This window comes from Paenibacillus sp. J2R1T-4 (genome assembly GCF_059692235.1).
Genome location: NZ_JCAUBA010000009.1, coordinates 239,076 through 260,392, shown reverse-complemented (window position 1 = coordinate 260,392; position 21,317 = coordinate 239,076). Strand labels below are relative to the sequence as shown.

18 protein-coding genes and 1 pseudogene are annotated in these 21,317 nt (G+C 48.6%); 5 read left to right on the top strand and 14 right to left on the bottom strand.

What is annotated here, in order from left to right; translation table 11 throughout:
• Positions 1-26: 26 nt before the first annotated feature.
• The gene (locus AC58QD_RS17225) at positions 27-485 is read right to left on the bottom strand and encodes a chemotaxis protein CheX (protein WP_497335405.1); all 459 of its coding nucleotides are present in this window, start codon (positions 483-485) and stop codon (positions 27-29) included.
• Between the two features lie 274 nt (positions 486-759).
• On the opposite strand from AC58QD_RS17225, the gene AC58QD_RS17220 reads away from it, so the two are divergent.
• Both AC58QD_RS17220 and AC58QD_RS17215 read left to right on the top strand, forming a co-directional pair.
• Positions 760-1,455 carry a response regulator transcription factor gene (locus tag AC58QD_RS17220; protein ID WP_497335403.1) on the top strand — a complete coding sequence of 232 codons (696 nt, stop codon included), beginning with the start codon at positions 760-762 and terminating at the stop codon, positions 1,453-1,455.
• Positions 1,445-2,962, top strand: coding sequence for a sensor histidine kinase (locus AC58QD_RS17215; protein ID WP_497335401.1), 1,518 nt, complete (start codon positions 1,445-1,447; stop codon positions 2,960-2,962). Before AC58QD_RS17220 ends, AC58QD_RS17215 begins: the two co-directional genes overlap by 11 nt.
• A gap of 43 nt (positions 2,963-3,005) precedes the next feature.
• Here the strand turns inward: AC58QD_RS17215 and AC58QD_RS17210 are convergent, their stop codons facing one another.
• From AC58QD_RS17210 to AC58QD_RS17180, 7 genes are read right to left on the bottom strand one after another with little or no spacing between them, the layout of a single operon-like run.
• Positions 3,006-4,451 (bottom strand): bifunctional 2-methylcitrate dehydratase/aconitate hydratase, encoded by a 1,446-nt coding sequence (locus tag AC58QD_RS17210; RefSeq protein ID WP_497335399.1) that lies wholly within the window; start codon positions 4,449-4,451, stop codon positions 3,006-3,008.
• A 36-nt stretch (positions 4,452-4,487) separates the two neighbouring features.
• Positions 4,488-5,624, bottom strand: coding sequence for a bifunctional 2-methylcitrate synthase/citrate synthase (prpC, locus tag AC58QD_RS17205; protein WP_497335397.1), 1,137 nt, complete (start codon positions 5,622-5,624; stop codon positions 4,488-4,490).
• Positions 5,611-6,519 carry a methylisocitrate lyase gene (prpB, locus tag AC58QD_RS17200; RefSeq protein WP_497335395.1) on the bottom strand — a complete coding sequence of 303 codons (909 nt, stop codon included), beginning with the start codon at positions 6,517-6,519 and terminating at the stop codon, positions 5,611-5,613. Before prpB ends, prpC begins: the two co-directional genes overlap by 14 nt.
• A gap of 20 nt (positions 6,520-6,539) precedes the next feature.
• The gene (locus tag AC58QD_RS17195) at positions 6,540-7,706 is read right to left on the bottom strand and encodes an acyl-CoA dehydrogenase family protein (protein ID WP_497335393.1); all 1,167 of its coding nucleotides are present in this window, start codon (positions 7,704-7,706) and stop codon (positions 6,540-6,542) included.
• A gap of 3 nt (positions 7,707-7,709) precedes the next feature.
• A complete protein-coding gene (locus tag AC58QD_RS17190) occupies positions 7,710-8,630 on the bottom strand; it encodes a 3-hydroxybutyryl-CoA dehydrogenase (protein WP_497335391.1) in 921 nt (306 codons plus the stop codon).
• 21 nt (positions 8,631-8,651) lie between these two features.
• Positions 8,652-9,884, bottom strand: a complete 1,233-nt coding sequence (locus tag AC58QD_RS17185; protein WP_497335389.1) for an acetyl-CoA C-acetyltransferase — start codon at positions 9,882-9,884, stop codon at positions 8,652-8,654.
• Between the two features lie 34 nt (positions 9,885-9,918).
• Positions 9,919-11,082: an acyl-CoA dehydrogenase family protein gene (locus tag AC58QD_RS17180; RefSeq protein ID WP_497335387.1), complete on the bottom strand. Its 1,164-nt coding sequence runs from the start codon at positions 11,080-11,082 to the stop codon at positions 9,919-9,921.
• A 219-nt stretch (positions 11,083-11,301) separates the two neighbouring features.
• Between AC58QD_RS17180 and AC58QD_RS17175 the strand changes: the two genes are divergently transcribed.
• The 3 genes from AC58QD_RS17175 to AC58QD_RS17165 are packed head-to-tail and all read left to right on the top strand — an operon-like array spanning position 11,302 to position 13,453.
• On the top strand, positions 11,302-11,691 hold the full coding sequence (locus AC58QD_RS17175) for a VOC family protein (protein ID WP_497335385.1): 390 nt from the start codon (positions 11,302-11,304) through the stop codon (positions 11,689-11,691).
• A 39-nt stretch (positions 11,692-11,730) separates the two neighbouring features.
• Positions 11,731-12,633: a LysR family transcriptional regulator gene (locus AC58QD_RS17170; RefSeq protein WP_497335442.1), complete on the top strand. Its 903-nt coding sequence runs from the start codon at positions 11,731-11,733 to the stop codon at positions 12,631-12,633.
• A gap of 10 nt (positions 12,634-12,643) precedes the next feature.
• Positions 12,644-13,453 (top strand): histidinol-phosphatase, encoded by an 810-nt coding sequence (locus AC58QD_RS17165; protein WP_497335383.1) that lies wholly within the window; start codon positions 12,644-12,646, stop codon positions 13,451-13,453.
• Positions 13,454-13,797: 344 nt separating this feature from the next.
• On the opposite strand, the gene AC58QD_RS17160 is transcribed toward AC58QD_RS17165, so the two are convergent.
• From AC58QD_RS17160 to AC58QD_RS17135, 6 genes and pseudogenes are all read right to left on the bottom strand, one after another.
• Complete coding sequence (locus AC58QD_RS17160) at positions 13,798-14,493, bottom strand: hypothetical protein (RefSeq protein WP_497335381.1); 696 nt, start codon at positions 14,491-14,493, stop codon at positions 13,798-13,800.
• A gap of 243 nt (positions 14,494-14,736) precedes the next feature.
• The gene (locus AC58QD_RS17155; protein ID WP_497335440.1) at positions 14,737-17,547 is read right to left on the bottom strand and encodes a fibronectin type III domain-containing protein; all 2,811 of its coding nucleotides are present in this window, start codon (positions 17,545-17,547) and stop codon (positions 14,737-14,739) included.
• A gap of 18 nt (positions 17,548-17,565) precedes the next feature.
• Positions 17,566-18,552: pseudogene (locus AC58QD_RS17150) on the bottom strand (polysaccharide lyase family 8 super-sandwich domain-containing protein); the annotation flags it as partial.
• A 12-nt stretch (positions 18,553-18,564) separates the two neighbouring features.
• Complete coding sequence (locus AC58QD_RS17145) at positions 18,565-19,830, bottom strand: hypothetical protein (protein ID WP_497335379.1); 1,266 nt, start codon at positions 19,828-19,830, stop codon at positions 18,565-18,567.
• A gap of 242 nt (positions 19,831-20,072) precedes the next feature.
• Positions 20,073-20,411, bottom strand: coding sequence for a DUF3024 domain-containing protein (locus AC58QD_RS17140; RefSeq protein ID WP_497335377.1), 339 nt, complete (start codon positions 20,409-20,411; stop codon positions 20,073-20,075).
• A 189-nt stretch (positions 20,412-20,600) separates the two neighbouring features.
• A complete protein-coding gene (locus tag AC58QD_RS17135) occupies positions 20,601-21,287 on the bottom strand; it encodes a S1 family peptidase (RefSeq protein WP_497335375.1) in 687 nt (228 codons plus the stop codon).
• Positions 21,288-21,317: the final 30 nt, after the last annotated feature.

The window sequence follows — 21,317 nt, the reverse complement described above, 5'->3', positions numbered from 1 at the left end:
CACAACTTGCACCTCTTCGTGATCTTCTATGTAATTAACACATGTATGTTCAGTTCACCGATCTGTTCCATAATGAGCGGAATCGTAAGTGCCTTCTTAGGCGTGAAACCTGCGGCCGTCGCTGATTGCACCAGCTTAGGAGGTGTAATGTCTACGCGCACTCCTTGGTTGTACAGAATCGTGCTTGCATTACCGCTGATCATGTTGCCAAGCTCCGATATAGCGCTGTGCGTCATGTCATCCATCTCGGAAACGTGGTAGCCTCCCATCATAGCAGACACAAGCTTAAGGGCAACCTCTTCATGGAGTCCGAATACGATGTCCCCCTTCATTTGACCGGTCATGCCGATCTGAATCCAGATATACTTCTCTACGAACTTGACGTCTTTAATGCCAAGCTGTCCGGTCGTCGGCCGTATTTGGATTAGCTGTTCCAAAACGATTTTGGCGGATTCTAAAAAAGGATTGATGTACTCGGCTTTCACTCAGTTTGACTCCTTTTCGACAAGTTTCTCATGCGAAGGTACCAAATTTATCATTTTTCTCATTATACTCGAGTTTGAAAGTCATGTATACTGTTTTCGCATGTAGGAAATTGTGCTTTATAGTGGGTCATAAGTCTCATTTATGAGATAAAAGACTCGGATTGAACGGGAAACAGGAGCAATTTAAGATAATATTAAGATCATGCTTCAACCAATATTAAGATTTCTTGCTTATACTAATGCTTGTGAGATTGTTACAAAGAAAGGAGCCACCATGTCTGGAGAAATCATTCTGCTTGTAGACGACGAAAAAGATATACTGGACCTGCTCGAAATTTATTTGAAAAACGAAGGCTACTCGATTGTGCAGGCAGCCAATGGAATAGAAGCGCTTGAGGTGCTGCGCCACAAAAAAGTTGACCTCATTATTCTCGATATCATGATGCCTCGCATGGACGGGATTCAGGCTTGCCTCAAAATCAGGGAAGAACAAAACATGCCCATTATTATGCTTTCGGCGAAGAGTCAGGATATGGACAAAATATTCGGGCTCAGCACAGGAGCGGACGACTATATGACGAAACCTTTTAACCCTATGGAGCTTATTGCTCGGGTAAAATCACAGCTGCGCAGGTATAAACGGCTTAATGTAGCAGCACCTCCAAAGGAAGACCAACTTGAGATAGACGATCTCACAATCAACACATCCACCCATGAAATTCATGTGGACGGTCGGGAAGTGAGGCTAACCCCCCGTGAATTCGCTATCCTTGAGCTACTAGCCCGCAATCGCGGGATTGTATTCAGCATTCAGAAAATATACGAGTCCGTGTGGAACGAAACATTCTATGAATCCGACAATACAGTGATGGTGCATATCCGCAAAATCAGAGAGAAGCTCGAGGAAATACCAAGGCAGCCTAAATATATTAAAACGGTTTGGGGGGTAGGCTACAAAATTGAAAAATAGATCTATGTTTAATCCTTTCTACTGGACCTCTCTCCTCTATGGCTTTGGCAAAGATATAGTCCGAATGGTCCGCAGCCATGTTGAACATAGTATTCGGCTGCAATTAATGCTTGCATTCGGGGTTTGCCTGGGACTAGCGGTTATAGCTAGCGCAAGCTCCTCACCTTTTTTCGCCAAGGTTAATAAATCCTACTCGATTGAGTACGATTCCGGCCGACAGTCGATCGACAACCGGACTCGCTCTATTCTTAACACCTTGGAGTTTGCTACTGGACCGAATGCGTCGCCCGACTCCACAACAACCGAAAAAGCGATCACCAGAGTGATAGAAGATAACAATTGGGATACGCTCAAGGTTATGATCGTCGATCTAGATGGCAAAGTATTGCATAAGTCATCGAATGCATCCGAGAGTCAAGTCGATCTGCACGGTGTCATCCGTAATGCCATGAACAATCGGTTGAACGACAACCACTACCGCAATCAGGAATACGTCTCCTTTTATCCGCTCAACATCAAAGACACCAGAAACTATTTGATCGTATCCGGGATGCCCGAGCCAAGCATCGTTCCCCTTGCTGTTCAGGAGAGCATGCTGCCTTACGTAGTAGGTTTGATTGTATTCATTGTGAGCTTCTTCTACCTTACGAAACGTAAAATGAAATACATCGAGGAGCTGGCTGGCGGGCTGATGGAAATTTCACGGGGTAATCTGGATTTCCGGATCGTCAAGAAAAGCAACGACGAGTTGGGCATTCTGGCTCAAAGTATGAATGAGATGACCGAGGTGCTCCAGCACACGATAGAAGAGGAGAGACTGGCGGAGAAGACGAAGACAGAGCTGATCACGAACGTCTCTCATGACCTGCGTACGCCGCTTACACTCATTATGGGCTATCTAAGGCTTCTGAAGGACCGTAACTATACGGATCAGCTGCAAGCGGATTCTTATGTGAATATAGCTTATAGCAAATCGGAGAAGCTCAAAGGATTAATCGAGGATCTATTCGAATACACGAAGCTGTCCAACCGCGGAGAGACGCTTAGCTTGAAAAGAGTATGTCTGAATGAGCTGTTGGAACAGCTGCTGGAGGAGCATGTGACTCATGCGGAATCCAATCAACTCACGATCTTCCGCGCACTGCCCGCTGAGAAAATATGGGTGGATCTTGATGCGGATAAGATTATTCGAGTATTCGACAATCTGATTACCAATGCCGTGAATTACAGCTTCAAGCCTGGTCAGATCAAAATCGCTATGTTCCGCGATAAAGACTTTGTCCATGTGTGCATCAGCAATCGGGGTACACCCATTCCACAGGCTGAACTGCAGCGTCTGTTCGATCGTTTCTATCGTCTTGACGAATCTCGCTCTTCCGAAACTGGCGGCGGTTCAGGACTTGGACTGGCGATTGCCAAAAGCATTATAGATTTCCATGGAGGCCAAATCTGGGCCGAGTGTGACGGAGAAGATATTCGCTTCTGGGTGAAGCTGAAGCTGATTTAGAATCGAGACTGCCCGCTCGGGCAGTCTCTTATTTTACACATCATTAGATAACAAAAAGATCGACAAACTGTTGCACAGGGGTGGCTTCCAGCTGGTTAGTGTCCGCGCATAGATCCACGATGGCTTTCACTTGCCTTGCCGGGAAACGGGTAGCCAGATTGGCTTCGAATTTGCTTGCGAGCAGCGGAACTCCTTGGGAACGTCTCCTCTTGTGTCCAATCGGATACTCTACCTCTACCTTCGACGTTGAGGTGCCATCTAGGAAGAACACTTGGACGCTATTGGCAATGGAACGTTTATTGGGGTCAAGATATTCTAGAGAGTACCGCTTGTCCTCCCTTGTTATCATCATTTGTCTCAACACATCGATCCGCGGGTCTGAAGCAGCCGCATCCTCGTAATGATCAGCAGTCAGATTGCCATAGAGGAGAGCGATTGCCACCATGTATTGGAGACAATGATCGCGATCTGCTGGATTGTGCAGCGGACCTGTTTTATCAATAATACGGATGGCGGATTCATGAGTCACAAGCTCAATTCTGTCCACTTCCTCCAGCCTGCCGATGACTTCCGGATAGAGCTGTATCGCGCACTCCACTGCAGTTTGAGCGTGAAATTCTGCAGGAAACGATATTTTGAATAATACATGCTCCATCACATAGGAGCCGTACTCCCTCTCCTGCTTTAAGGAATTCCCTTTGAACAGCACATCTTGGAATCCCCAGGTTCTAGCGGTTAATGCAGATGGATAGCCCATCTCTCCTTTAAGCGCCATTAGTGCTAGACGAACAGCCCGGCTTGTAGCGTCGCCTGCCGCCCAAGACTTACGGGAGCCAGTGTTGGGTGAATGTCTATACGTGCGAAGCGGATGCCCATCTACCCAAGCTTGTGAAACGGCAGCTATGATCTCGTCCTTTGAACCTCCGAGCAGATGAGTAACGACAGCAGTCGAAGCGACTTTGACTAGGATAACGTGATCAAGACCAACGCGATTGAAGCTATTTGCCAGTGCGAGAACACCTTGAATCTCATGGGCTTTGATCATTGCTGTCAGCACATCTCTCATTGTTAAGGGAGCTTCCCCCTTGGAAACCTTTTGTCTGCTTCTATAATCCGCTACTGCCAGAATACCCCCCAGGTTATCGGAAGGATGTCCCCATTCTGCAGCAAGCCATGTATCGTTATAATCGAGCCAGCGAATCATACAGCCGATGTTGAAAGCGGCCGTGACGGGATCCAGCTGGAATTGAGTTCCAGGCACTCGGGAGCCGTTCGGGACAATCGTGCCAGGAACAATGGGTCCTAGAAGCTTAGTGCACTCCGGATAACGCAGCGCAAGCAGACCACATCCAAGGGTATCCATCAGACATAATCTGGCGGTCTCATAGGCTGCGGCGCTATTTATTTGATCCATCGCCACATACTCTGCAATATCGATCAACACTTGATCGGGTTCAGGTCTTGCATTACTTGGGAAGTGATTGGACAAGAAACCCCTCCTCTCTTACTCCGAGTAGTGATGTCTTTATAGACGCTGATCCATTGGAAGCCATGGAATAGGATCTGGTCCGGTGTAATCGGCGCTCGGTCGAATCAATCGGTTGTTGCGGCGCTGCTCCATAATATGTGCAGACCAACCGGTTATGCGTGATATAACAAACACTGGAGTAAACATTGAAGTAGGAATGCCCATCAAATGGTAAGCTGAGGCACTGTAGAAGTCCAAATTCGGGAACAGCTTTTTCTCCCTCCGCATGACCTGTTCGATACGGTCGGATATGTCATATAACCTCATATCCCCAGCTTCTTCACTAAGCTTCCTGGACCATTGCTTGATGATGTCCGATCTGGGATCAGAGTCTGTATAGACACGGTGGCCGAAGCCCATAATCCGCTGTTTGCCTGCAAGCATCTGAACAATCCCTTCCTCTGCTTCTGCTGGCCCATGGAAGGCTTCAATCAGCTCCATCGCCGCTTCATTCGCTCCGCCGTGCAGCGGTCCTCGAAGGGTGCCAATCCCGGTCGTCACCGCTGAATAAAAGTCGGACAACGTGGACGCTGTAACGCGTGCTGCGAACGTGGAAGCGTTGAACTCATGCTCGGCATACAGGATAAGCGACACATCCATCGCCTTCTTATGTAACTCGCTGGATTCGTGTCGGTGTAACAGTCGAAGAAAATGACCCGCTACACTCTCCTCCTCGGACGATGAGCCAGTCTCCAGCCTAATTCCGCTCGTGTGATAGTGATGCCAGTACATCAGCATGGAGGCAAAGCTTGCCAGCAGTCTGTCTGCAACATCTCGTTGGGTTTTCCCTCCGTCTTCTTCCTCCTCTGGTTCGAATGAGGCCAGGACGGAGCAGCCCGTTCGGAGTACATCCATAGGATGCGAAGTAGAGGGCAGCTGCTCCAGAATGGCCAGCAACCCTGTGGGGAGCAGCCTCAGACTGGCAAGCTTCCGTCTATATTGCTTCAGCTCCTCCTGGTTCGGAAGCTGTCCGTTCAGGAGCATATAAGCCGTCTCTTCGAATGAACCGAAGCCAGCAAGATCATGAACGGAATAACCGCGGTAATGGAGACCCTTTCCTTGTTTGCCTACTGTAGAAATCGCAGTTTGACCTGCGATCACATCAGCCAGTCCGCCTGTCTTATGAACGGTCATTATCATTCCCCTTTCCATGCTGCGCACCGAACAGCTGATCCAGCTTTTGTTCATATGCATAATAATGCAGGAAATCATAAAGCTCCGATCGGGTTTGCATGAGATCGACAACTCTCCGCTGCGAGCCATCTTGGCGGATGGACCGGTACACTTGAAGTGCTGCTGCACACATGGCGCGAAAAGCGGATAATGGATACAGCGCCAGTGACACTCCAACCTGTCCGAGCTCCTCTGCACTGAACAGGGGCGTTTTCCCGAACTCGGTAATATTCGCTAGTACTGGGACTTTCACAGCCTGTGTGAAAACCCGGTATTGTTCCAGATCCGTCATCGCCTCCGGAAAGATCATATCGGCTCCTGCTTCAACACACGCGCATGCCCGCTCAATTGCCGCATTCAAACCATGGGAAGCCAATGCATCCGTTCTGGCCATAATGACAAAATGCGGATCTTGCCGCCTGGCATCAACCGCTGCCTTTATCCGGTCCACCATCTCTTCCTGGCTGACAATCGCTTTATTCGGACGGTGACCGCATCTTTTGGCCGCAACCTGATCCTCGATGTGTATGCCTGCAGCTCCGGCTCGAATCATTTCCCTTACGGTGCGGGCAATCGGGAAAGCCCCCCCGAAGCCCGTATCGGCATCGACCAATACTGGAAGCTCAGTCGCACTTGTTATCCGACGAACGTCCTCCACTACATCGTGCAGTGTTGTGATTCCTAGATCGGGAAGCCCGAAGGATGCGTTGGCAACGCCCGCCCCTGATACATACAAGGCACGAAAGCCGATCTGCTCTGCCATTATGGCCGAGTAAGCATTAATCGTGCCCACTACCTGCAACGGCTTCTCTTTGTCCAGCGCCTTCCGAAGGCGCAAACCCGGTGTCTCGCCCATTCCAATCACCGCCTCCGTATTTAATCTCTCAGCAGTTGGTTACCGATTACAATCCGATGAATTTCATTGGTTCCTTCGTAGATTTGGGTCACCTTGGCATCCCGATACAACCGTTCGAAAGGCAGCTCCTTGGAGCAGCCTTCAGGACCAAGCAATCGTATGATCTCACTTGTTACGGCGACAGCAGTGTCGGAGGCGAACATTTTGGCCATCGATGCTTCCGCTGTGCAGAAGATGCCTGATTGCCGCAAGTAGGCTGCTCGGTACACTAGCAATCGAGCGGCTTCGGTCTGGGCTTTTAACTCCGCGAGACGGATAGGGACAATCGGCAGCATACATGCTGCGTGTGATTTGGATTTGGCCGTCCTGACAATGGGAGCTGAATAGGCTCCAAGCCGAGTAGAAGCTGCCTCCACTGCAGCTTGGGCAATGCCAAGCGCTTGAGCCGCAATCCCGATTCGGCCTCCGTCCAATGAGCCTAATGCAATGGTGAAGCCTTGACCCTCCTCGCCCAGCCTCTGATTAACAGGTACCTTCACTCCATCCATCAGGAGCTCACATGTGTTGGACCCGTGAAGCCCCATCTTCTTTTCTTTGATTCCGATTTGAAAGCCTGGCGTATCCTTTTCAATTATAAAAGCGGTAATTCCCCGTGCGCCTTTGTCAGGATTGGTCACGGCAAACGTCACATATATATTTGCGGCACCTGCGTTTGTTATGAAGATCTTCGCACCATTCAGCACGTAATGGTCTCCGTTATATACAGCCGAGGCTCGTATAGAAGCCGCATCAGAACCAGCATGAGCTTCCGTTAACGCAAAGGCCCCGAGCCACTCTCCCGACGCCAGTCTGCTTACATACTTCCTCCTTTGTTCATCTGTTCCGTACTGCATAATTGGTAAAGTCCCAACGGACGAATGCACGGATAAGATGACGCCTACCGCAGCGCTTATTTTTGAAATTTCATGAATCGCCAGGATATAAGAAATAAAGTCGGAGCCAGCTCCTCCCCATTGAGTGGAAATAGGGATCCCCATGAAGCCGTTACGAGCCATCAGTCGCACAAGCTCATGAGGAAATTCATTGTTATTCTCCATATCGCTTATACGAGAGGCAATCACTGTCTTAGCAAAATGTCTCACGGCCTGCTGCATCGCTGTTTGTTCCTTCGTGTAACGGAGCTCCATGTGTTACCCCCGGCTGTCTTCATAGATGTAAAATCCCCTGCCCGATTTACGCCCGAGCCATCCTGCAGCTACATATTTGCGTAAAAGCGGACAAGGTCTGTACTTCGAATCTCCGAAGCCTTGATGAAGCACTTCCATGATGGATAAGCAAGTATCAAGTCCAATCAGATCCGCTAGTGTCAGGGGTCCCATCGGATGGTGCATCCCTAGCTTCATCACTTGATCCACTGCTTCAGGCGTCGCTACTCCCTCATAAACGGCATAGATCGCTTCATTGATCATGGGCATCAAGAGGCGGTTGGATATAAATCCGGGGAAGTCCTTGACCTCCACAGCCGTTTTCCCTAACTGCCCAGCAAGCTGTGCAATCCTGTCGAATATTTCGTCAGAAGTTGCCAGCCCCCGGATAATTTCGACTAGCGGCATTACAGGCACTGGATTCATGAAATGCATCCCGATTACACGCTCAGGCCGGTCCGTTGCTCGCGCAATTTCAGTTATAGAGAGTGCTGATGTATTCGTGGCTAGAATAGTGTGCGGGAGGCAGATCCGGTCCAGCTCCTGGAAAAGGGCCTTCTTAATGTCCAGCTGTTCAGGAGCCGCTTCGATGATGAGATCTACCTGTCTGACATCGACTTCTAGATCCGTTGATGGTGAGATTCGCTCTAATACTCGGGTTCTCTGCTCCTCTGTCATCCGCCCTTTCGCTACAGTACGGGACAAGCTGCTGCTAATACCGGTAAACGCACGTTGAACGGCCCGATCATCCACATCATGTAGCTTGGTCTCAAATCCATACTGAGCCGCTGTCTGGGCAATCCCGCTTCCCATTTGACCTGTGCCAATGATCAATATGCTGCGGATTGGACCGGGGGCTTGCTTAGAATCCAGTACTGGGTCCCCGATTGGGGTTGGTTCTTTCATTTGCATCGGTTCCACCTGCCCTTATCCGTCCACTTGAATCAATATGGCATCACCTTGTGCTCCCCCGCTGCAGATCGCCGCTATGCCAAGTCCGCCTCCGCGTCGTTGCAGCTCGCCAATTAGAGTGAGCACGATTCTCGCCCCGCTTGCCCCAATCGGATGTCCGAGCGCAATCGCTCCTCCGTTCACATTGACCTTCTCCTCTTCCCAACCCAGCAAATGCCCGCTAGTCAGAACAACAGCTGCAAATGCTTCGTTTACCTCAAAGAGAGTAATATCTTCCAGTGTGAGCCCTGTTCGCTGAAGTAGTCTGCGAATGGCTAATGCAGGGGTTGCGGCAATATATGGCGCCTCTGATCCAACAGTTGCATGAGCGATTATCTTAGCCATTGGCTTATAGCCTGCTTGCTCCGCTATATCCTTCGACATGACGAGCAGTGCTGCCGCCCCGTCGTTGACGCCTGGAGCATTGCCAGCTGTAATCGTGCCGTTCTTATTGAAGATCGGGGTAAGCCTGGCGAGACTGGCAGCGTCTGTATCTGCTCTTGGGGATTCATCGGTGATACACAGCTGATGAACTCCATCTCGGCCGGCTGCCACCACCGTTACTGCGGCGATTTCTGCTGAGAATTTGCCTGCTCGAATAGCCTCTACTGCTCTTAAATGGCTTCTTAATGCCCACTTATCCTGCTCTTCCCTGCTAATTCCGTATTCAACTGCTGATTGGTTGCCATGAATTGCCATATGAACATCGTCAAAAGCACATTGCAACCCGTCTCTAATCATCAGGTCCATGAGATTCGAATCCCCTGAGCGGAGTCCCCACCGTGCTTGGGGGGAAAGGGCAAACAGGGCATTGCTCATACTCTCCATCCCGCCTGCAATAAGGGTGTCGGCATCGCCAGCGCGAATGATCTGGTCCGCCATCGTTATGGCGCGCATGCCCGATGCGCAAACTTTGTTGATCGTCTCCGCTGCAACATCCCAGTCCAACCCGGCTAGCCTTGCAGCCTGACGGGCTGGATTTTGCCCCGCTCCCGCTTGCAGCACCATTCCCATAATGACACCATTTATATGCAAAGCACTTGAGGTTGCGGGTGCAGCATCCGCTCCTTTAGACATTCTTTCTTCTGCTCGTAACAAGGCTCCCCTTATTGCTACAGCACCGAGCTCCACAGCCTTCAATTCTTTGAGTACACCACCGAATTTGCCGAAGGGTGTTCTAGCCCCTGCAACAATCACCGATTCACGCACTGCGGCACCTCCTGACTGTTTGTTACTTATCTATTTAGAAAAACTTATCCTCGGAAAGTAAACTTGAGATCATACTGGCGCGCATTTCCAGAGTCCCTTCGTTCGCTTGCAAACATCTTGCATCCCGCATAAATCGCTCTACTTCATATTCCCTCATGTAGCCGTAGCCGCCTAACACCTGAACTGCTTCCAGGGTGACGAACTCTACTGCACGGAGAGCGAACATTTGGGCCATAGCCGCTTCCTTCAGGTAGGGAAGGCTGTGATCCATACGCCATGCCGCTTGATAAGTCAGAAGTCTGGCGGCTTCTATTCTCGTCGACATATCGGCCAGCTTGAATGAAATAGCCTGCTGCTGTCCGATTGGCTTCCCGAACTGCTTGCGAACCTTTGCATAGGCGATCGCAGCCTCCAACGCGCCTTGGGCTAGGCCGACGGCAAGCGCTGCGGAGCTCATACATCCGATACTAAGTGTGTCCATGGCAATCTCTAGACCTTGACCGTCACGTCCAATTAGATTCGTGCAAGGAATTCGGCAATTGTCCATTCGGATTGCAGCCGTGGTCATAGAACGCAGTCCTAACTTCTGCATTTTAGGCCCAAAAGTGAGTCCCAACGTCCCCTTCTCAATCAGAAAAGCGGAATATCCTTTTTTTCGCTTCATGGGTTGACCCCGCGCGAAAACAACGTAGATATCCGCTTCTCCTGCTTGATTTACATAGTCGATTGTACCGTCAAGAATATACTGTCTACCATCCGCAGTTGCGGTTGCCGTAATGCCAATCCCCTCGTCTGATGTAGCATCCCATCCGCTATGCTGGGCAATCGCTCCGGTTCCAAGCCGTGTCCCCTCTGCAGCAGCCTTCAACCAGGACTTCTTCTGTACTTCATTGCCGAATTGGTAGAGCGGAAACGCGCAATATCCAATATGAGCAGCAAGCATACCTGCAGTTGACGCGCATTTACGGGAAAGCTCCTCCAGGACTATAGCATAGGTTACATAATCGCTGCCTGAACCGCCGTATTGCTCCGGCCACGGGATACCGGTGAGTCCCATCTCCCTCATCTTTTCAAAAATTTCTCGGTCAAACCTTTCCCTCTCATCCCGGTCCATTGCTGACGGCGAAACCGTGGATTCAGCAAACCCTCGAATGACTTCACGGGTCATCTCCTGCTCATCAGATAAATGGAACTGCATTCGCCTCCCTCCTTTCCTTGTTGCCTGAGCTGGGGTCTTATACCAGTGTATGAGCAAAACAGAAGCTCCATGATAGCAAACAACCCTCCGCCAGCTAACCTGAGCTGTGACAGAGGGTTATTCGTGCTATCCGATAAATATTGCTTATACTTTTTCTTTCCGTATTGGGGATCAAGCGGTACAATAATGAGAAAGTCTAATGAAAAAGGATGATACATAATGGCAGTGAGAAAAATCGAGCATATTGGAGTTATGGTACAAGACATGGCACGCTCTATTGCATTTTATAAAACGGTAGTGGGATTGGAGTTGCTTGGAACTTTGACGCACTCGAATGGGATTATTGAGCTTGCTTTTCTAGGTGCGCCTGGAGCTTCTGAAACCCAAGTTGAATTAATTGAAGGTTATCCGGGAAAGCTTGCGGATGAAGGCCGTGTGCATCATATCGCATTTACGGTTGACGATTTGGATGCGGAAACAGAGCGCGTAGCAGCATTAGGTGTAACTTTCCTTGAGGACGCCTCCACAACATTGCCGAATGGAGCTCGTTACCGCTTTTTCTATGGACCCGATGGTGAACGGATCGAGTTTTTTCAACCCGCTTCTTAGGCTATAATGGTAGGAGTGTAAGAAAAGGGGTGGAACAACCTGAATATCAACCAGTTGGAAACATTGGTGACCATATCGAAGACCATGAGCTTCCGTAAAGCTGGGGAGTTGCTGAATTTGACCCAGCCTGCGGTGTCCGCTCAAATCAAGAGCCTTGAAGACGAATTCAAAGCCGTCCTGATTGATCGCAATCAGCCTGTAACCCTGACGGACAGCGGACTAGTGTTCCTGCATCATGCGGAAAGAATGCTTCGGATTGTAGAGGATTTGAAGCAGCGATTGTCTGATCTTACCCATAATCCGCAAGGTCATATCCACTTGGGTACAACAACATCGATCGCCATGCAGATTCTTCCAAGGGTACTGTCGTACTTCCAGAATCAGTTCCCGCTTATCAAAACGTCCATACACTCCATGACTTCTACGCAAATTATGACGAGTGTGGAGAATGGTACGATCGATATTGGAATCGGCTACTTGTTCGAAAGAAGCCCTCAGCTTGAGACTTCTATATTGTACTATGACTCATTCGAGCTGGTCGTCTCTCCCGATCATCCGCTTGCGAAGCGCCCCCATACAACTGTAGAATCCTTGCGTGACATTCCATTTATCATGTTGTCGCCCGAGACTGCAGGTCGTCGCTTCGTGGATCAAGTATTTCGCAAGTTTCAACTGGAGCCTCACATTGTGATGGAGTTATCCAGCAGTGAAGAGGTGAAACGGATGGTAGAATTGAACCTGGGAGCGGCTATTATCTCCAAGCTGTCCACATCAAATGAACTGCGGTTAGGCACGTTGCGGATGATTCCGATCAATGAATTTCACATTAACCACCCGGTCGGTGTCATTTATAAATCAGGACGTTACTTGAGCTCCGCTTTACAGCAGTTCCTGAGCGATTTGAAGGGTATGCCTGAGATTAATTTTATTGGATCGGAGTGAGTGAGCAGCAGTGTTAAAGTTTGATTTGCATACCCATCACGAGCGATGCGGTCACGCAACAGGCAGCATTCGCGATTACATTGAAGCGGCTGTCTCGGGAGGATTACAGGTAGTCGGCATATCGGATCATTCCCCTTATTTCGGTGCAGCTGAGGAGAGTCCGTGGCCGCTTATCGCTATGGCCAAACGGGAATTCAAGGTATATGTGGATGAGGTTCTACGCTTAAAGGAGCAGTATAAAGAGAAGATTGAAGTATTGCTTGGAGTGGAATCGGATTTCTTTCCTGAGCATGCCGAGGTGTACCGCAAGGTATATGAAGGGTATCCGTTCGATTATATTATCGGATCCGTCCATCAATGCGGTGGTGTCAGCATCTTCAACCGGAGACGCTGGAAAGGCTTAAATGAACAACAACAAATTGCTCAAAAAGAATGCTACTACGACTTAATCCAGCAATCCGCCCGCAGCGGGATGTTCCAGATCTTAGGGCATATTGATGCAATGAAAGGCTTCTACCCAGCATTCTCTGCGATCCAGACGAGAGCGGTTGAAGACACTATGCGTATAATCGGCGATTGTGGAGTTGCGATTGAGATTAACACTTCCGGCAGCACAAAGGATGTTGGCGGCTGGTACCCTGCAGACGACATCCTGGAGATGGCACTGCATTACGGAATTGATGTAACCTTCGGCTCCGATGCGCATATTCCCTCCCGTGTTGGCGATGAGTGGGACTTGGTCGCCGCCCGATTGAAGGAAATCGGTTATAAGGACTGGGTATTCTTTCGTCAGAAAGAGCGGGTCAGGGTTAGTTTGTAGGGTAAATTTACAGTAACTACTTAGGTATTCCATTACTCCATAAAAGCCCGTGTGCTCAACTAGCTTGAAAAAGTGTATGTCCACGACTCTCCTTTAACTGCAAATGCTGCAGTTAAATTTCTGAGATTGAGGCCTTTTACTAAATTAACTGTATTTCGTACAGTTAATTTTATGGTATCCGGCTCTTCTCGATAAAAGTCTAATCATTAGCTGCAGGTTTTACAGTTATAATTCAAATATGCTGCGTTTGAGAGAAAGTAACTGCAGGTTTTGCAGTTACTTTACAGGGCCGATTCCGTACTAGGAGTCGGTCCTGTTCATTGATTTGCGGTTTGTTCAAACACTCACCTTAATGGATAAACAAGCTGCACATCTGCATCCGCCAAGCCTTCGTAATAGCAATAATTATGGTCAGCGCCTGCTATACATAAGATGCGTTTTCCTTCATGCTGCTTGATCGCATTTTTGATCCGCTGGATCATTATAAGGTGTCTATTAACCCAACGAAAAATATGCGCCTTCGGATTTACTTGCTCCAGCCACCTATATTTGGCTCTAGCAATCTCGTCGTAAGCAAAGGAGTTGAATGGAATCGGGCTCTTATCCCAAGTGGAGAACAGTTGCTGCATCCATCCCTCTAGTTCTGACACAAGTTGTCTTCTTTGCTCAGGGGAATAGCTCAGAAAAGGATCGAAATCCCACCAAACATCCAACTCTAACCAATCAACAGGAATGAATCGGATTCCGGTTTCTGCACATAAAGGGAAGATGAGCCTCCAATACTCGCTTGCTGGTTCCGCCCAGTAAGCTTTGTATGCGGCGCCGTCCTCTGATTGCCAGTAACCTTCGCCAGCTTTTCCTCGGGTATACAAGTCCCAGCAAACAGGAAGCACCTCACCGCATATGACATCAGGAGCAAACTCCATAATCAGTTCCTTTATGAATTCCAACGTTAACCCATACTTATTCCGCGTTTCTTCATCATGCATAAGACCAAGAATACCAACGGTTGTTTTGCAGTTAACTCCGACTTCTTGCACCTACATACCACCTTTATAATTAGTCATATATCTAATTTAATATATATCTAATTATAAAATTACACAAGAATTTTATATGCTGTCCAGGGAGCGACGTTTTTAAGCGTAAAAGGACGAACAGACCAATTCCGACCGCATAAGGTAAAAAAAAGGAGCCCCAAGCAATGCGGGACTCCCATCAATACGCCTTTCGAACTAATACTGTTCAATAAAACGGCTTATAGCAGCCGATATTGTTCATCTTTAATCCTTCTTACCATTATCATGAGTAACAATAACCGTCCCAGTCGCCGAGGTTATATTACCTGCTCGGTCTCTAACAGTATAAGTAACTGTGTACGTTCGGCCCAACGACTGTCCATACCGTTCTGCCCGCAAATCGAAAGACCGATCATCCGTTCCAAGCTCTGCGTTTTGAATATCGTCTGGATGATTGCCTTCACCATTCCCTACGTCCGGATCGCTGTTTGTAATCGAGGTTAGCTCAATATTAGCGATGCCAGAACCCGTATCCTCCGCATAAACAGTTGCGGTCACTGTAACCATTTTATGGTTAGGCGTTTTCAAAACAGGAGGATCCAGCTTAACTATAAGAGTAGGTGCCGTCTTATCCACGATCAGCTTCCCAGTAAACAGGGCTTCCGCTGTTTTACCGTAAAAATCAGTTGATCGGACTTGGATATCCGAATATATCCCTTCCGCAAGATCGCTTCCGTCCCATGTCATCACGACATTTGGCTCATCCGGCATCTGCACGGGTGGTGATTGAATGACGAACGTCTTCTCGACGCCATATACCGAAGCCGTCACCGTAACTGGATCTCCTTCCGGATCCCACGCCTTGGCGTATATAGAGAATTGTGACTGTGCATTTCCGATCTGCTCGTTATGCTGCTCGTCATTCACAACTGATACATAAGTTCCAGTAGACGGTTCATCCTTCGTATTCAGGAAACCTGCCGGATACACCTTTAAATTATCCATATAAAACGTTCCAGGCCCACCAGTTGCTGTAGAAGCTGCGAAGCCTGCTATATTGGAAACGGAAAATCGGAAGCCCGCATCGGCGACAAGTTGTTCGTCATTGATATACAACGAGAATTGCTGTTTAACCGGATCAGCTTTAATTTTGAATCGGTACCAAGTATTCGGCTGGTAGGACTGAATAACCGTATCGCCGCCGGTTTCATTTTTATAGATGAAAACATGTTTATTCCCAATAAAAGAAGACATGACCGTTACTCCATTCGTTCCCGCTTCATCCTTTAAATTCCAGGAATGAAACGTCGAGAGTTCCGGCAGCATGATATCAAATTCCGACACAATTGACCCTCGTTGAGTAAAAAATGTTTTCGTCGCAACGGATGCGCGATTATTGGTATCGGCAAATTTCAATCCCCGCTCTGTTGAGCCTGGCATGGCACTGACCGTAATCGGCCCGCCGCGGGCATCCAGCGTATAGCCGCTCGGTGTGGCAGACGTCTCCGTGTTGTAATCGTCATCAATCAAATACTCGAACGGACGGACCGTTACGTTATCTATAAATAGAACTCCCGTCTGTTCTACAGCTGACGATACTTGGAATCGGGAGATCCCGCCAATCGGCTGGTCCATCTTCAAATCAGCTGCTGCTTCAACACCGTTTATATATACAGAAAACATATTCTTGGAGCCATTCGCTACGATTTTCGCCGTGTTCCACTTGTTCGGTACAAAGCGCTGCAGCTCCGTCTCTATACCGGAAGAATCAACAGCAACCACGCGGTTCCCCACTGTGCGCAACATTACCGCTGCTGCTCCATCGCCGGCTAGCAAGCTCCACGTAAAACCGTCGCGGTACTCCGGAAGCAGGAAATCAAATTCTGCGACCGCATTGCTGCTTGCGATAAACGATTGGCTTGCGGATACCGCCTCATCTTTGCTGCCATCCTCCAACTTCATGCTGCGTCTGCCATCTTCGGCGCGGTCTGCTATGACCACTGCTCCTCCGTTCTTCTGCACATCATACCCGTGAGGCGACGAGCCTGCTTGCTCAGAATCAAACGTATCCTCAATCCATGTAGTGAATGGGTAAACCGTCACATCATCGAGATAATAAGTGCCGCTGCTGGATTCGCCTGTTGAAGCGGTAAAGGCCGTCAGCGACGATACAGCATTGCGGAACCGTACCCCATTCGCTTTGGCTACACCATCGACATAAATATTAGCCCGATCCGTACTTGGATCTGCCAAGATTCGAATGTTATACCAACGGTTTGCCGTGAAGGGCTGCAGCACGGTATCTCCGCCGGACGAGTTCTTATAAATCAAATTACTGCCGGAGGTCATAACGGAAACCGCATTGACATTGCCATCCCCTTTCAGGTTCCAGGAATGATAGCTGCTTACTGCCGGGAGCATCACCTTGAATTCGGCGGCGACGAAATCCGTTTGTGAGCCAATCGGCTTAGTTGCTGTGACCGCCTTGCTGCCTGAAGTGTCCGTAAACTTTATACTCCTGTTCCCGTTCCCGGGTACATTGGCAGCCCCGATCGTTCCTCCGTCTAAGTTAATGGTGTATCCATCCGGAGCTGCATTTTCGAGTGTCTCGTTAAAGTCGTCCCGGATCAAATATACGTTTACATCCAGTGTTGTTGTGCTTACCGGCACGCTAAAGTCCGACATCGAGCTGGCAGGATCGAATGCAGATACTGTATACGTATAGGACGTATCAGCTAGCAGTCCACTGTCCGTAAATTGTGGCGACAGTACGGTTCCAACAAGTGATCCGTTACGGTAAACCTTATAACCGGCTACACTAGAATTATCGGTTGACGCCGTCCAACCCAGCCGTATTTCGCTTTTCGAGATAGCCGTTGCCGTCAAGCCGGCAGGCTTGCTCGGAGCTATCGTATCACCTGGGAGCTCGTCCAAGGCTAGCTTGACCTGAAGTGAAGCCCCCTTTGCGTCACCGGCATCAACCGACAGCTTCAAAGTCGGAGCAAGCTGAACTACTGTGATGCGAGGATCGATGGTAATAACGCCTTTTGCCGCTTGATTAATTTCAATAATCATTGGCTCCACCCGGGATTGGGTCGGATCTGATATAGATACCACTAGCGACTGTTCCGTCTTTTTCGTCATAACAGAAGACTTGGCGTTGCTGGTAATCCAGCTTTGTCCGCCGACGGTAACGGTTTTCGGGTTATCTGTCCAGAAGTTCGCACCTACAATGTTCATGCTCTTCTCTTGCACCGCCTGAAGCTGCTGGCTGTTCTCCAGCACATCAAATTGCGGAACAGCTGCGTATTGCCCTGTCTCAGCAGGGGTCAGATTCGGAAGAATCGCGTATTGATAGGCGGCTTCAGAAGGTTTCGATCCATGATCTAACCAAAGCCTCTGATAATTGTTGGTGAGCGGATCCGTTACCCCAGGGCCCTGGATCGCTCCCCAGCTTCCCGTCGCAGTCTCGCGAAGACCGTTTATCGTTCCGCCCGATGGGAAATAGTATCCGATGTCGGCATGATCAGCCGTTCCCTGCAGGTGGGCCCAGCTTATATCGGAATAAGTATGTTTCTGTCCGTCCAAAGCAGTCGGCTGTGCGAGCCCATTCACCGTTAGAAGATTACCGCCCGCTTCTCCAAGACGCCGGTTTTCAATAATCGTTTCTACCGGATGATCATCTGCCGATGTTATACCGGCTCCGAGCGCAACAATTTCATCGTCGAACATGAACCAGGATTTGTAGCCGGTCAAGCTGCTGCCATACGGTGTAAACTGCATACCCGCAGTACCGAATTCACCGTCGGACACACCCCCGACCCAATTGTGCGGCGTTTTCGTGCTTTGACCCGCACGGTCGTTAAGCGTCTGATTCGTTGCGGTTATTCCAGGCAGCCGGTACATGTCCGTTGTCGCCCAATAATCATCATCATAATGGCCGATGTCCCCGTTATAGAGATAAGTTACTCCGTCCCCCATGCGCCACCCATGCAAATTATTTCCGTTGATCGATTCATACCGGAAAACACGAGACGATGACATACTTAGACCGAAGGCATAATCCGGACGAAGATGAACAACACGGTCCGACTACGTGTAGATTTTGTTCATCGTCGCATGGCCGTAAGGTAATATCGTCGGATCATCCACAATTTGTCTGGCGGCTGTCGAATAGAAGATCGGAGCTTCCGCCAGGAAATTACGGTACGTATCCCCGACTACCCACTGCTTTACCATTTGCTTAAACACGGCCGCATCCTTCGGAGGCACGAACGAAAGCGCAGTAATGACCCCTTGAATGACCCGGTGTCCTGCAACATGGCTTTGGATACCAGAATTCGAAATGAGTCGGCCCCGAAACATATCCATTTGTCCGCCATCCACAAGCGTTGGGGCAAAAGAGTCATAGATCCAGTTCACAATATTAGTTGCAAGAGGATCCGTCACTTCCCAAGCAGAACCGTCCAGCAAGTAAACGGCGTTGGCGACTAATTGAAAAAAAGTCGTCCCGTAGTTGCCTATGTACGGATGAGGGCCATGCTGGAGAAATGATCCGTCCTCATGCATGCCATCCGCCTCCGCGACAACGGTGTAAGCGAATACATTATTCAAACCATTTGTGGATGATGGTATGCGTGTTGTATCACTGAGGGCATCTCTCGCAAGCGCAATTTCATTCGCATCTTGAACGATTATCCCCCGCAGCATATATACCCACGCTTTTTCCACCCGGTTTGCACCTGTTGCCACATTGCCATTCGTTAAATTCGGATCCTGCGAAAAAGCCTTCACCGCCCGCATATATGCACCGGTCTGAGCAGGCTGTAATTCGTCATATATTAAAATGACTGTTTCCATTAGGTTTTGCGGACCTGACATTTCCCAATGGTACCAATTGTCGTACCTTACTGTGTTCTCGTTATAGCGGTTCGCATAGTTCCAGTCGAGCGCATCTACAATCGCATCCCGCAGAGCCTCATTGCCTTTCAACGAGCTGCCTTCCGTAACATAGGCAAGTGCCATGGAACGCATTCTGCCGTATGCGACGACATTGTTGCCGGAGAGTGCCGTTCCCTTCAAATCCATCCACAAGCAATCACAGCCCGCACGTTCGTCACCTGTTTGCAGCGTGTCCCATGCTGCTTGAGCTGTATCCTCAATGCTGCTAATCTGTGCAGCAATACCCGGGTCAGCGGGATCAAAGGCTGTACCTCCGGTAATAACATCACGCCACTTCAGCCGCAGCGCATCAAACAGTGTTTCTGTTGACTCCGCTTGTGCAGCAGATACGAAGTTCCCTGGCACGAGCAGGAATACGCAAAGTAAAGTACAGATCCATTGGTTCCATTTCCTCATTATTCATACACTCCTCTACCTATAAATGGATAATCCACATTCAGGTTAGCATGCATATTTGCAAACAGATACAAAACAATATTTAAACAGTTTTCATTTTTTCATATTTCTAATAAACCGTTTTTTAACCAACTAGCAAAATTTAAGATTACAACTCTTTCTATCAAGTGTATAAGATAAAACAAGAAAAGCCTCTGGAGAAGCTGCTCCAAAGGCCCTTGATCTTTACGTTCCGTTATAACTCATCCCCAAAATGTACCAGACTGATCTTGATCTACTATCCCTAACTGTTTCTCAAAATCATGATCAGGTTCAACCTCTGGGTGCTGATGCCACTTATCCTTGCTATCTCTCCAATAAACACTCCATTTGTTCGTCTCTTTGTCGAATCGGAATTGTGCACGATCCAATTGAATCCAGCGATCCCCTTTATATCCCATCCGCTCTTCCAACAAAGTCACGTTATTTCCTCTGAACTTATAAATCAATTTCAATTCATTTCTTATTTCTTTGGGAATCTTGAGTTCCACATAGTTTTTTAGTATGCGGTCTATCCTTTTCTTAGTAAATTCATCCAACATGTCTGTCATCACCTGTACGAATTATTTATATATCAACTCTTCGTACTTTACCATATTCGCATACGTTTTTGCTCCAAATTTGTTACAATTTTCTGGAATTTTCCGTAATTTATTGTTCTAGTTACTTTTCTCAAAAAAACAGGGCAATCCTCTTGAGGGGATGCCCTGTTTTTTTACAAGCCTTGTAATTCACTCTTTGTGCTCTATCAAGCTGTGAAGGTCATTAGTATTAATGACAAGATGAATGTTGTCCATGGTCCGCATGGAGCCCGAAATGATTCCAACAAGATTCCCTTGCTCATCAAGTATCGGCCCGCCAGACATACCACTTGCTACCTGAGCAGATATCAAAATTCGGTCTCTCCCATTAATTTCAGCCTTAGGGCTATTTACGATTCCTTCGGTAATAATAGGTGTGTTCTTGAGCGGATAACCAATAGCAAACACTTTTTCCCCATGCTTGACGGCTCTCTCTCGAATATTTAGAGTATCATACACCGGTTCATTCTGCCCCGCAGCGGATTGCGGAACAGGCAGCTTCAGTACTGCCGTGTCAGTTTGCTCGTCGTAGGCCACCACCTCGATTTGACTGACAATACGCCCATCTTGAAGAATCCCTTCAATCTGCTCCGCACCCTTCACTACGTGATACGCCGTTACCGCAGTCCCATCCGGGGATACTATTGCCCCGGTCCCTGCAGCTTTCGCCGTACCGTCGCTTCGTGGTATACGGATATAGAATACCGCGCTGTCGGCAAGCTCATAGATTCCTACCGCATTGTAGCGAGTTGACGTTTCGGCGTGAGAATCCATGAAAAACCATGTACTGGCTAAAAGTGAAATAATCAAGCATATAGCGAACACTTTTACTTTCATCTATTAAACCGCCTTCCTGGCCTTTTTCAG